The organism is Lysobacter avium, from assembly GCF_015209745.1.
In the GTDB taxonomy this organism is placed as follows: domain Bacteria; phylum Pseudomonadota; class Gammaproteobacteria; order Xanthomonadales; family Xanthomonadaceae; genus Novilysobacter; species Novilysobacter avium.
The window spans coordinates 1,945,525-1,957,864 of the sequence record NZ_CP063657.1; the positions used below are offsets into that span (position 1 = coordinate 1,945,525).

Sequence of the window (12,340 nt, forward strand, 5' to 3'; positions counted from 1 at the left end):
CTCAGTCGGCGAGTCCGCGAAGCAGCTCGTTGATGCTGGTCTTGGAGCGGGTCCGCTCGTCGACCTGCTTGACGATCACCGCGCAGTACAGCGAGTGCGAACCGTCCGCCGCCGGCAGCTGGCCGGAGACCACGACGCTGTAGGGCGGCACGCTGCCGTAGCTGACCTCGCCGGTGGCGCGGTTGTAGACGCGGGTGCTCTGGCCCAGAAACACGCCCATGCCAATCACGCTGTGATGGCCGACCACGAAACCCTCGACCACCTCCGAGCGCGCGCCGATGAAGCAGTGGTCCTCGATGATGGTCGGCGTCGCCTGCAGCGGCTCCAGCACGCCGCCGATACCGGCGCCGCCGGACAGGTGGCAGTGCTTTCCGATCTGCGCGCAGGAACCCACCGTCGCCCAGGTGTCCACCATCGTGCCCTCGCCCACATGGGCGCCGATGTTGACGAAGCTGGGCATCAGCACCACGTCGCGGCCGATATGGGCGCCGCGGCGGACGATCGCGCCGGGCACGACGCGCGCACCGACATCACGGAAGGCGGCCTCGTCAAAATCGCCGAAACGTGCCGGGATCTTGTCCCAGAACGGTGCCGGACTGGCATCGATGACGGCCATTTCCTGGGTGCGGAAGTACAGCAGCACCGCCTTCTTGAGCCATGCGTTGACCTTCCAGCCATCGCTGCCGTCGGGCTCCGCCACGCGCAGTTCGCCCGACTCGATGCCGGCAATGGCGCGCTCGACCATCGGCGTGACGGTGCCGGCGAGTTCGTCGGCGGCAAGGGTTTCGCGACGCTCGAAGGCGTCTTCGATCACGGCCCGAAGCTCGTCGGTGCTGGCGGGGTTACGGGCGGTGTTGCTGGGGGTCACAAGGGTTCTCCTTCAAGACAGGCAAGCAGCGCGGTGCTCAATCCCTGTTGGCGGTCCGCGTCCAATGGCTGGCTGTGGCCGTGGGCATCGGTAGCGGTGATCTGGAAGACGTCCTCGGCGCGCGCGCCGAAGGTGGCAATGCGCGCATCGTGGACGCGCATGTGCTGCTGGCGCAGGATCTGCGCGACATCGGCGAGCAGTCCGGGCCGGTCGGTGCACACCAGGCTCAGCGTGGTTCGCCCGTCGCCGACGTCGTCGAAGCCGATCTTCGGCGCGATGCGGAAGTGTCGCAGGTGCCGCGGCTGGGTGCGCCTGGCCGGGCGGATGTCATCCAGCGGGCCGTCCAGCGCGAGTGCAAGGCGCTCGGCGACATCGGCGGCGACCGGTGCCCGACGCGAGTCGCCGGGGATGACTTCAAAGGTGTCGAAAATGGTGCCATTGGGGCCGTCCAGCACCCGCGCCTGCTGGATTTCCAGCCCGCAGCGGTCGAGCACGGCAACGATCGCGGCAAACAGGCCGTCGCGGTCCATCGAGTGCACGAATACTTCCAGTGCGCCGGTATCGGCAGCCACGGGACGCACCCGCACCTTCGTCCGACCCGGTTCCAGCCGGTGCAGCGCGGCGGCCTGCCAGGCCAGCTGATACGGCCGACCGCGCTGGAAGCCGGCCTCCGGCATGCGCGCGAACAGCTCGGCAATCGTCGCCTCGTCCATGCCTTGGGCGGCCAGCAGACCTTCCACCGCCTGACGCGTCTCGGCGATGTGCTCGGTGACTGCAACCGGATTTTCCAGCCCGCGCCGCAGGGCCAGTCGCGTCGCGGTGTAGAGGTCGGCCATCAGCCGGTTCTTCCACGCATTCCACAGCTTGGGCGAGGTGCCGGCGATGTCCGCGCAGGTCAGCAGGTAGAGATGGTCGAGCCGCTCGCGATCCCCGACCACGGTGGCGAAGCGGTGGATCACGTCCGGATCTGCAATGTCCTGCTTCTGCGCGGTGATCGACATCAGCAGGTGCTTGCGCACCAGCCATTCCACCAGCGCGGTGTCCGCCTCACCCAGTCCAACGGTGCTGCAGAAGACGCGCGCATCGTCAGCGCCCAGCTCGGAGTGGTTGCCGCCGCGACCCTTGGCGATGTCGTGGAACAGCCCGGCGAGCAAGAGCAGCTCGGGCTTGCGCAGGCGCGGCCAGACCTCGTGCGCCAGTGCAAAGCGCTCGCTGGACTCCGGATTGGCGAAGGACGCGATGTTTTTCAGCACCGCCAGCGTGTGCTGATCGACGGTATAGACGTGAAAGAGGTCGAACTGCATCCGTCCGGAGACCTTCAGGAACGCCGGGATCCAGCGCCCCAGGACGCCCAGGCGGGCCATGCGGGTCAGCGTGCGGACCGGCTGCTCGCCGCGCAGCAGCCGCAGGAATCGCTGGTGCAACTCCGGACCGGCGCTGTCGAAGTCAGGAAAGCTGGGCAGCGCTTCGGCCAGCACCCGCGCGGTGTGCGAGTGCAATCCGCTCAGCTCGCCGCGCGCCGCCCAGGTCGCGAACAGCGCGAAGACTTCGCCAGGATCACGCGGCCAGTCCGGATCGCGCGCGGCAAGGTAACCGCGGCGCAACTCGAAAAGCTCATCCAGCGGTTCCGGCTCGGCCTCGCCTTCCAGTTGTTCTTCAAACCGCTGCAGCAACCGCTCACCGATGCGCAGCACCAGCGAGGCGTTGCGGTAGAAGCCCTGCATCATCTGCTCGACGGCCAGCGTTCCGCCGACGTCCTCGAAGCCCAGCCGGGTGGCGAGCAGCTTCTGAAAATCGAAGCGCAGGCGCTCTTCGCGCTTGCCGGCGACCAGGTGCAGCCCGTACCGGAGACGGGCCAGCCCCCGGCGCTCACGCTCCAGCGTCGCCACCTCGTCGGCGCCCATCTGGCCGAACGCCACCAGCGACTCCATGTCCGCGGTGCCAATGATGCGCAATGCCATCCAGTTGAGGGTCTGCACGTCGCGCAAACCGCCGGGGCCTTCCTTCAGGTTGGGCTCGAGGTTGTCGGCGGTATCGTCAAAGCGCGCGTGGCGCTCGCGCAGTTCCAGCCGCTTGGCCTCGAAGAACTGCTGCGGCGGCCAGACCAACCGCGGCGACACCGCCGCCTGCAACTCGCGCCGCTCGTGCTCGTTGGCCATCAGCGGCCGCGCTTCCAGCAAGGCGGTCAGGACGGTGATGTCCTCGATGGAGGCCTGGGTGCATTGTTCCAGCGAGCGCACCGCGTGGCCGACCGGCAGGCCGCAGTCCCACAACAGCGCGAACAGGCGCGCCAGGTCCTCGGCGCGGGTCTGCGACTCGTCAGCTTCCGCCAGCACCAGCAGGTCGATGTCGGACTGTGGATACAGCTCGCCGCGACCGTAGCCACCAACCGCGAACAGGGCCAGCTCCGCGCCCGGCGGGATGCAGCGCTGCCAGGCGGCCTGGACCACGGCGTCGACCTCGGCGGCGCGCTCGGCCAGCAGGCGGTCGATCTCGGCATCCGCGTCAAAACGGCTGGCGAATCCGGCATCGGCGCGCGCCAGATGTCCGCGCGCCTGCGCCGCCCAGTCGGCATCCTGGCGGACGTCGGCGCGGTCCGGATCCTCAGTCACTCCCGGGAGCGAAGCCCGGTCGCCGCCGGGGCCAGCCGGTTTCATAGGTCGTTGTCGTCACCCGGCAAGCGGGTGAGGATCTCGACCCCGTCGTCGGTGACCACCACGGTGTGTTCCCACTGGGCGGACAGCGAACGGTCCTTGGTCACCACCGTCCAGCCATCGGGCAGCACGCGGGTGTGGCGCTTGCCGGCATTGATCATCGGCTCGATGGTGAACGTCATCCCCGGCTTCAGCACCAGTCCTTCGCCGGCATTGCCGTAGTGCAGCACCTGCGGCTCGTCGTGGTAGACCTTGCCGATGCCGTGGCCGCAGTACTCGCGCACCACGCTGAAACGCTCGCCCTCGGCGTACTGCTGGATCGCGTGGCCCACGTCCCCCAGCGTCGCGCCGGGCCGAACCGCACGGATCCCGCGGAACATCGCCTCGCGGGTCACCTCCACCAGCCGCTTGGCCAGCACCGACGGCGTGCCGGCGTAGTACATGCGGCTGGTGTCGCCATGCCAGCCATCCTTGATCACGGTGACGTCGATATTGACGATGTCGCCGTCCTTGAGGACCTTCGATTCGGCCGGGATGCCGTGGCAGATGACGTTGTTGACCGAGGTGCACACGGTCTTGGGAAAGCCCTTGTAGCCAACGTTGGCAGGGATTGCACCCTGCACGTTGACGATGTGCTCGTGGCAGATGCGGTCCAGCTCTTCCGTCGTCACGCCGGGCCTCACATGCGGGGCGACGACCTGGAGCACTTCGGCGGCCAGACGGCCGGCGATGCGCATCTTCTCGATTTCTGCGGGGGTTTTGAGGTTGACAGTCATCCGTCCATTATCGCCGATTTGCCGCTGCCCTGAAGGCCGGGGCCCCTTTTGGCAAGTCGCAGGCTGGCGGCTGCCGCGAGGGGATGCATCGGATTGCGGACCTGAACGCAGTCGCGTACAATTGCCCGGCTGGGTGGGCCAACCACCTGCGTCCACGCCGGACGACACCGGCGAATACACACCCGCTGCCAAAGCCCGTGCCGGGGTGCTTCAAGGCCACAAGCCGCGAAGTTCGGTCACGGAAGCAGTGGGGAAGAACAACCCCGGAATCCCCGCATCGGCCAAGCCGGTGCAGCCGCCCAACCTTATTGGCGGCCGGGTTCCCCTATCGGAGTTTTATCCCATGCCACAGATCACCATGCGCCAGATGCTGGAAGCCGGCGTCCACTTCGGCCACCAGACCCGCTACTGGAACCCCAAGATGGGTCCCTACATCTTCGGTGCGCGCGGCAAGATCCACATCATCAACCTGGAGAAGACCGTCCCGTTGTTCAACGACGCGATGAACTTCATCTCCAGCATTGCGCAGAAGCGCGGCATCGTGCTGTTCCTGGGCACCAAGCGCAGCGCGCGCGAGTCGATCAAGGAAGAAGCCGAGCGTTGCGGCATGCCTTACATGAACCAGCGTTGGCTGGGCGGCACCCTGACCAACTTCGCCACCGTGAAGAAGTCGGTCGGTCGCCTCAAGGAGCTGGAGTCCTTCGAGACCGACGGCACGTTCGAGAAGCTGGTCAAGCACGAAGTGCTGAACCTGCAGCGCGAGCGCGAAAAGAAAATGGCCTCGCTGGGCGGCATCAAGGAAATGAACCGCCTGCCCGACGCGATCTTCGTGATCGACATCGGCCATGAGGACATCGCGATCAAGGAAGCCAAGAAGCTCGGCATTCCGGTCATCGCCGTGGTCGACACCAACTACGATCCGACCCTGGTCGATTACGCGATCCCGGGCAACGACGACGCGATCCGCGCCGTGCAGCTGTACGCCCGTGCCGCCGCCGACGCGGTGCTGGAAGGCAAGGCCGCTGCGCCTTCGGCCGCCAGCGTTCGCGAAGAGGACTTCGCCGAGGGCGATACCGGCAAGGCTCCGCGCCGCGCGCCGGCCAAGAAGGCGGCCAAGGCCGATGAGCCCGTCGTCGCCGACCAGTCCAACCCGGTGGTAGCGCCGGTCAAGGGCACCGCTGACGAGACCGTCACCGCCGCCGATGACGTTACCGCAGAGCAGGTAGACCGGGCCGCGGACGCGGCAGCTGCGGCGGTCAAGGCCGAGTAAATCCCTGGTCGCGCCGCCGGCTCACATCGGCGGCGCGACTATCTCCTGCACGAACGGCCGGGACGTACCTTCCCGGTCCCGTTGCCGCTTACAGCGACGGCGTTGCCGCTCGTGCACCCGCGAACTTCCGAGGTATTCCCCATGGCAGAAATCACCGCATCCCAGGTCAAGGAGCTGCGCGAGCGCACCGGCGCCGGCATGATGGAGTGCAAGAAAGCACTCGTGGCCAACGACGGCGACGTGCAGACGGCAGCCGAGTGGCTGCGCAAGCAGGGCCTGGCCAAGGCTGACAAGAAGGCCGACCGCGTTGCCGCCGAAGGCCGCGTTGTCGCCGCCCAGGCAGACGGCAAGGCCGTGCTGGTCGAGATCAACTCCGAGACCGACTTTGTCGCCAAAGACGACAACTTCCTCAACTTCACCGACGCCGTCGCCCAGGCTGCCCTCGATGCCGCCGACATTGACGCGCTGAAGAGCACCAAGCTGGCCTCCGGCGATACCGTCGAAGAAGCCCGTGCCGCGATCGTCGCCAAGGTCGGCGAGAACCTGCAGGTTCGCCGCATGGCCCGCATCGACAGCGCCAACACCGTGGCCGCGTACGTCCACGGTGGCCGGATCGGCGTCCTGGTCGAGATCAAGGGTGGCGACGCCGACCTCGCCCGCGGGCTGGCGATGCACGTTGCCGCCATGAACCCGCCGCACATCTCGCCGGCGCATGTGCCTGCCGAGTTCATCGCCAAGGAGAAGGAAATCGCCCTGGCCCAGGTCAAGGACACCGGCAAGCCGGCCGAGATCCTGGAGAAGATGATCGCCGGCAAGCTGGCCAAAACCGTCAACGAACTGTGCCTGACGGGCCAGCCGTACGTGCTCGACACCAACCAGAGCGTCGAGCAGGTGCTCAAGGCCGCCGGCGCTGAAGTCGTCAGCTTCGCCCGCCTCGCGGTCGGTGAAGGCATCGAGAAGCAGGCCGATGATTTCGCGTCCGAAGTGATGAAGCAGGCTGGTCTGGCGTAACGCCTGAACTGATACAAAAAAAGCCGCGGAGCGATCCGCGGCTTTTTCTATGGGTGGACGTATCTACAACACCATTAAAAAGCCGCCGGAATTACTGCCGGCGGCTTTGGTTTCACACAAGCGAAGCGCCCAATGGCGCGTTTATCGGATCAGAAGCTGTAACGCACCGCAAAGCGTACGGTCCGGGGGTTGGAGTAGCTGATCACCCGACCGGCGTGGGTGTAGGGACCACCCGGTCCGCCGAGTTCGCCGTACTCGATACGGTTCTGCGGAACCTGTTCGTCGAACACGTTGAAGACATCCACGGAGAACTCAAGCGCATTTCCCGCAAAGTTCGGCGCATACGTCACGCCGAGATCCACTTTGTTGGTCCACGGCAAGCGTCCCTGGCTGCCACGCGGCGTCGGCTCCCCGTTGCAATAGAAGTAGTAGGGACCCGCGTACGCGTAGTTCTCGTTGAAGTCGTCATTTTCAGGCGTCTGCGGGTAGTACCCCATGCAGTTTTTCGGCCGACCGGAAGCAAACGTTGCAGTGGCCGATACGCGCCACTCTGGCGAGAACTGATAGAAGCCGTAGCCCTTGACGTAATGACGCCGATCGTTGGGCAGGTAGCCGTTGGAATAGTCCATCAGCTCGGGATGATCCCAATCCTGTGTCTGGGATACGTCACCCTGACCGATATCGGATTTCAGCTGCCCCTCCGCATTGCCGTAGTTGCGTGAAAGGGTGTAATCCAATCGGCCGTACCACTTGCCGTCGAAAGGACGCTCCACGAACATGTCAATGCCCTGATACATGCGCTTCAGCTTCGGGAAGCCCAGCTGATCGGCTGACAGTGCCACCTCGACCAGCTTTCCGGTCCCATCGTCCAGCATGAACGTATTGCTCTGCCCCGGATTGAACAAGCGGCAATTCGCGAGCTCGTTCCCCAGCTGATCCGCCATGTCTTCGCTCATTCCCTGCCCGATCGCCCAGTTGTAGGCGGGACGGTAGTCACACATGTCGTCGATAGCCGCCTTCAGATCACGGTGAACATACCGGGCACCAATGTTGAGCGTGTCGGTCAAGCGCTTTTCAAATCCGAGCACGAACTCGTCCTGATAGTGGGACTTCAGGTCCTTGGCAGTCACCGACTGCGGATCCGGTGCCTGCCCGTACTCACGGTTCGCCGAGAACGGACCATCGCCCAGCGCGGTAAGCCCCAGTGGTTCCCCAGTCGTCGGATCGATCCCGGTAAACGAGAAATACTCCTGGGTGTAAAGGGAGCCTGCTGCGCCTCGAAGTGCCACGTTGTTCGGCATGGCAAGGTGGTACCTACCCGCATTCGCGAACACCTTCAGGCTTGAGTCGCCGAAGACGTCCCACGTTGCGCCGAGACGCGGAGCCCACTGGTTCTTCTGCTCGGCGTAAACCACCCCATCTGCGTTGAAGTTCTGAAACCCTTCGTTTCGAAGACCCAGACTCAGCAACCACTGATCGTTGATCTGCCAGCGGTCCTCGAGGTAGTACGCGCTCTGTTCTACGGAGAAGGTGCCACCGTTGGCGTACTTGTATTGCGAGACGTAGTCTCCGTTGCCGCCTGGGCACACGGCTCCGCCGCCGCCCGGGATCGCTCCTACACCCGGAGCACAACGATCATAGATCCAGCGGTAACCGGGGCCGGAAGTAACCTCACCGGCGCGCGAGGTGGAATCCTGGCGGTCGTAGCCCACACGCAACGCATGATCACCAACCCGCCACTCCAGATCCAGGCGCCCACCTTTTGTTTCGTCAAACGCATCAGGGAAGTCCAACTGCGCGTAGGTACCGCGCTGGACCGGGTTTCCTACCGGACGACTGTCAGTGACATACACGATGCTCGGGTCATATCCGAACGGGTCTGCGATGTGATCCTGGTTCTGTTCTCCATACACCGCCGTCAATGTCAGGTTGTCGGTCAGGTAACCGGTGTATTTTCCGATGTACAGCTCGCCGCCATCGCGATACGTATATCCGCCCGTCTTTTCGAACCCACGACTCGTGTCGTTGCTACCGGCGGCATACGAGTACGGAAAATAGTCGACGGTATTTTTTGTCACGTCCGAGATAGCCGTGAGCTCGACAATGTGATCGTCGGTGATATTCCAGTCCAGCTTCGCCATCCAGCGCGGAATGTCGTAGTAGTACTGGCGGAATCCGTTGGTCGAACCGCCCGGACGCGCCGCTACGGTTGTCTGATCCTGCTGCTCGACCTCCGCAGATGCGTAGAGAAACAGGCGATCCTTGATCAGCGGACCGCTGACTGAAGCGCCGTAGCTATACGAATCGACCTCGTGCACGCTTCGCTTCTGCTGGATGAGGCCATCGTTGGGTGTGCCGTTGAAGGGGTAGTAGATATCCCGAGAATCGGCACGCAGTGAATTTGGCCGATAGGTCAACTGACCACCGAATTCCCACTCATTGCCACCGCGCTTGGTCACGATGTTCACAACACCACCGGTCGCCCGGCCGAATTCCGCACCGTAGCCTCCCGTTATGACCTGCATCTGGCTGATGCCGTCAAATGGGAGCGTGCTGGATCCCAGGTTGGTCAACGGATTGGTCACCGCATAGCCGTTGATGTAGAACGCGTTCTCGGAAGCCGATGAGCCGCCGAAAGAAGCCGCGTTCGGGTAGCGCGAGTCGGCCTGCACGACCCCCGGGGCCAGCAGTGCGACAGATTCGATACTGCGGCCGACCGGCAGTTTTTCCAACTGTTGCGACGTGAAAGTGGTGCGGGTATCAGTCGAGGACACGTCGATCAGGGTCATGGCTGTGCCTGTGACCTGCACGCGGTCCAGCTCTACGGCGCCCCCAGCGCTGCTCCCGCCGTCACTGGAAAATGATACGTCGCGACCACCGCCGAGGGTTACTTCCACGTCGGGTTGGGTGGCGAGGACACGCCCTTCGCGCTGGATGCTTACATCGTATCTACCCGTCGGCAGCGCGGAGGCGTTGTATCGGCCGGCGGAGTCAGTTGGGATGCGACGGGTAAGGCCGGTATCGACGTTCCGGATTTCCACCGTTGCTCCCGGCTCGCCGGTCGTTCCGAAAATGGAACCGGCAGCGTTTGATTGCGCGCTTGCCATGCCGGACGCAAAACACAGGCCAAGGGCGACAGTGAGCGCGCTGCGGCGCACAGTTCGGTTGAGGGTTGCTTTCGACACGTAGCTACTCCTTCAGGACGGTCATTAGATTTGCCAAGACGGGCGTCCCGAATATCCACGCTGAACAGATGCGGAACAACCCGCTAAGGAATCGTTAAGCATCAAAACGTGACGGTCGTCACTATTTTTCCTTACGGAGTTGATCTGCCTGTCGGTCAGCGTGTGCAGGTTGAACCGCCCCCAGAGAGCGAGCGCCCTGCCTCGTTCCCGTACAATTGCCCCGCTTGCCTATTCATACGAGGTCCTCCATGTCCCAGCTCGCCTACCGCCGCATCCTGTTGAAGTTGTCCGGCGAGGCGTTGATGGGCAACGAGGACTACGGCATCGACCCGCTGGTGATCCATCGGCTCGCGCGCGAGGTGATGGAAGCCCAGGAAGCCGGCGCGGAAGTGGCGCTGGTGATCGGTGGCGGCAACATCTTCCGCGGCGCCGGGCTTGCTGCCGGCGGCATGGACCGGGTGACCGGCGATCAGATGGGCATGCTGGCCACGGTGATCAACGCGCTTGCAATGCAGGACGCACTGGAGAAGCTCGGCGCGAAGGCGCGGGTGATGAGCGCGATCAAGATCAACGACGTCTGCGAGGACTACATCCGCCGGCGCGCGATCCGGCACCTGGAAAAGGGCCGGCTGGTGATCTTCGCCGCGGGCGTGGGTGCGCCGTTCTTCACCACCGACTCCGGCGCTGCCCTGCGGGCGATCGAGATCGGCGCGGACCTGCTGCTGAAAGCGACCAAGGTCGACGGTGTGTACGACAGGGACCCCAACAAGCATTCCGACGCGGTGCGCTACGACCGGCTGACCTACGACGACGTGATCAGCCGCAACCTGCAGGTGATGGACACCGCGGCGTTCGCGCTGGCCCGCGACAGCGACCTGCCGCTGCGCATCTTCGACATGACCCAGCCGGGCGAACTGCTGAAAATCCTCCGCGGCGAGGACATCGGCACGCTGGTGCAGGGCCGGAGCGAATAGTGTCCGCTTGGGCGGCGTGGCACGATTGAGCCATGCATTCCGAACCGCACCAGCACGCCCCGCCGCACGCCACTCGCGCCTTCGCGGTGGTCACGCTGGCCAACCTGGCCTACACGATCATCGAGGCCGGGTACGGGTTCCACACCAACTCGCTGGCCCTGCTGTCGGACGCGCTGCACAACCTCGGTGACGTATTCGGGCTGGCGCTCGCGTGGGGCGCGGCCGTACTGGCGCGGCGCCCACCGACGGAGCGCCACACGTTCGGCTGGCGGCGCGCGACCCTGCTCTCGCCGCTGGCCAACGCTGTGCTGCTGGTCGGCTTTTCCGGCGCATTGGCATGGGAGGCGATCCGCCGCTTCGGCGCGCCACCCTCGATTCCCGGCCTGTCGATCATGGCGGTTGCCGCGGTCGGCATCGTGGTGAACCTGGGCGGCGCATGGATGATGCGCGAAGGGCACGACCACGATCTGAACCGCCGCGGCGCCTTCCTCCATCTCCTGGCGGATGCGGCAATCTCGGTCGCTGCGGTGGCCGCCGGCGCAGGCATCTGGTGGCTCGGCTGGAACTGGCTGGACCCGGTGATCTCGCTGCTCGTGAGCGTGGTGGTCGCCCTGACCGCGTTCGGGCTCCTGCGCGAAAGTTTCAACGCGGCGATGGATGCGGTGCCACGCACCGTCGACCAGGCGGCGGTGGCGGCGTTCATCACCAGCGAGCCGGGCGTCGTGGAAGTGCACCACCTGCATATCTGGTCGCTGGGGACGGGAGAGATTGCAATGACCGCCCACGTGGTCCGTCCGGTGGACAGCGAGGACCACGACGAGTTCCTCGACCGCCTGCATCGCAAGCTGGACGAGCGCTTCGGCATCAACCATCCGACACTGCAGATCGAGCACGGAATTTCCTGCCAGCACGACGAGCACGACCGCGCGCCGCATTCCCATTGACGTCCGCTCATGCAGACGCCACGGGGCCGGCCGTGTCCGGGGTTCGCTATACTTCGCCGATTACCGCAATGACCGGAACCGGCGATGTTGAATGAGATCACGAAAGACGCGCAGGCCCGCATGGGCAAAAGCATCGAGTCGCTGCGCCAGGCGATGACAAAGGTACGCACGGGCCGTGCCTCGGCATCCCTGGTCGACCACCTGAAGGTGAACTACTACGGCTCCGAGATGCCGCTGTCGCAGGTGGCCAGCATCGCCGTCAACGACGCGCGCTCGCTGACCATCACCCCGTGGGAGAAGCCGATGGTGGCCGCGGTCGAGAAGGCGATCATCAACTCCGACCTCGGCCTGACCCCCAACACCGCGGGCACCGTGATCCGGATCAACCTGCCGGCCCTCACCGAGGAGCGCCGCCGCGACCTGGCCAAGATGGTCAACGCCGAAGGCGAGGACTCCAAGGTGGCGATCCGCAACATCCGTCGCGACGCCAACCAGCAGGTCAAGGAGTTGCTGAAGGAAAAGGAAGCCAGCGAGGACGATGCGCGCCGGGTCGAGGACGAGATCCAGAAGATCACCGATGCCGCGATCAAGGACGTCGATGAGGTGGTGAAGGCCAAGGAGCAGGAGCTGATGTCGGTCTGACGGCCCGCTCCGTCGA

Annotated in this window: 9 protein-coding genes; 5 read left to right on the top strand and 4 right to left on the bottom strand. The window is 64.8% G+C overall.

Annotation, left to right across the window (positions count from 1 at the left end):
* Nucleotide 1 precedes the first annotated feature (1 nt).
* Genes dapD through map form a run of 3 tightly spaced genes read right to left on the bottom strand, consistent with a single transcriptional unit; the run spans nucleotide 2 to nucleotide 4,298 of the window.
* Nucleotides 2-868 carry a 2,3,4,5-tetrahydropyridine-2,6-dicarboxylate N-succinyltransferase gene (dapD, locus tag INQ42_RS08770; RefSeq protein WP_194033940.1) on the bottom strand — a complete coding sequence of 289 codons (867 nt, stop codon included), beginning with the start codon at nucleotides 866-868 and terminating at the stop codon, nucleotides 2-4.
* Complete coding sequence (gene glnD, locus INQ42_RS08775) at nucleotides 865-3,480, bottom strand: [protein-PII] uridylyltransferase (protein ID WP_194033941.1); 2,616 nt, start codon at nucleotides 3,478-3,480, stop codon at nucleotides 865-867. The genes dapD and glnD overlap by 4 nt, the downstream gene beginning before the upstream one ends.
* A gap of 41 nt (nucleotides 3,481-3,521) precedes the next feature.
* The gene (gene map, locus INQ42_RS08780) at nucleotides 3,522-4,298 is read right to left on the bottom strand and encodes a type I methionyl aminopeptidase (protein WP_194033942.1); all 777 of its coding nucleotides are present in this window, start codon (nucleotides 4,296-4,298) and stop codon (nucleotides 3,522-3,524) included.
* 343 nt (nucleotides 4,299-4,641) lie between these two features.
* Between map and rpsB the strand changes: the two genes are divergently transcribed.
* Nucleotides 4,642-5,568 carry a 30S ribosomal protein S2 gene (gene rpsB / locus INQ42_RS08785; protein ID WP_194033943.1) on the top strand — a complete coding sequence of 309 codons (927 nt, stop codon included), beginning with the start codon at nucleotides 4,642-4,644 and terminating at the stop codon, nucleotides 5,566-5,568.
* 141 nt (nucleotides 5,569-5,709) lie between these two features.
* A complete protein-coding gene (gene tsf, locus INQ42_RS08790; RefSeq protein WP_194033944.1) occupies nucleotides 5,710-6,579 on the top strand; it encodes a translation elongation factor Ts in 870 nt (289 codons plus the stop codon).
* Nucleotides 6,580-6,728: 149 nt separating this feature from the next.
* Here the strand turns inward: tsf and INQ42_RS08795 are convergent, their stop codons facing one another.
* Nucleotides 6,729-9,764 carry a TonB-dependent receptor gene (locus tag INQ42_RS08795; RefSeq protein ID WP_228064328.1) on the bottom strand — a complete coding sequence of 1,012 codons (3,036 nt, stop codon included), beginning with the start codon at nucleotides 9,762-9,764 and terminating at the stop codon, nucleotides 6,729-6,731.
* A gap of 248 nt (nucleotides 9,765-10,012) precedes the next feature.
* On the opposite strand from INQ42_RS08795, the gene pyrH reads away from it, so the two are divergent.
* The 3 genes from pyrH to frr all read left to right on the top strand — a co-directional run bounded on the left by pyrH (nucleotide 10,013) and on the right by frr (nucleotide 12,324).
* On the top strand, nucleotides 10,013-10,738 hold the full coding sequence (gene pyrH, locus INQ42_RS08800) for a UMP kinase (RefSeq protein WP_194033945.1): 726 nt from the start codon (nucleotides 10,013-10,015) through the stop codon (nucleotides 10,736-10,738).
* Between the two features lie 32 nt (nucleotides 10,739-10,770).
* Nucleotides 10,771-11,682 carry a cation diffusion facilitator family transporter gene (locus INQ42_RS08805; RefSeq protein ID WP_194033946.1) on the top strand — a complete coding sequence of 304 codons (912 nt, stop codon included), beginning with the start codon at nucleotides 10,771-10,773 and terminating at the stop codon, nucleotides 11,680-11,682.
* Nucleotides 11,683-11,766: 84 nt separating this feature from the next.
* Nucleotides 11,767-12,324 (top strand): ribosome recycling factor, encoded by a 558-nt coding sequence (gene frr, locus INQ42_RS08810; RefSeq protein ID WP_194033947.1) that lies wholly within the window; start codon nucleotides 11,767-11,769, stop codon nucleotides 12,322-12,324.
* Nucleotides 12,325-12,340 lie beyond the last annotated feature (16 nt).

Coding starts and splice junctions, on each gene's coding strand:
- rpsB (WP_194033943.1), top strand. CDS start 4,642: ATGCCACAGATCACCATGCGCCAGATGCTGGAAGCCGGCGTCCACTTC.
- map (WP_194033942.1), bottom strand. CDS start 4,298: ATGACTGTCAACCTCAAAACCCCCGCAGAAATCGAGAAGATGCGCATC.
- INQ42_RS08805 (WP_194033946.1), top strand. CDS start 10,771: ATGCATTCCGAACCGCACCAGCACGCCCCGCCGCACGCCACTCGCGCC.
- frr (WP_194033947.1), top strand. CDS start 11,767: ATGTTGAATGAGATCACGAAAGACGCGCAGGCCCGCATGGGCAAAAGC.
- pyrH (WP_194033945.1), top strand. CDS start 10,013: ATGTCCCAGCTCGCCTACCGCCGCATCCTGTTGAAGTTGTCCGGCGAG.
- tsf (WP_194033944.1), top strand. CDS start 5,710: ATGGCAGAAATCACCGCATCCCAGGTCAAGGAGCTGCGCGAGCGCACC.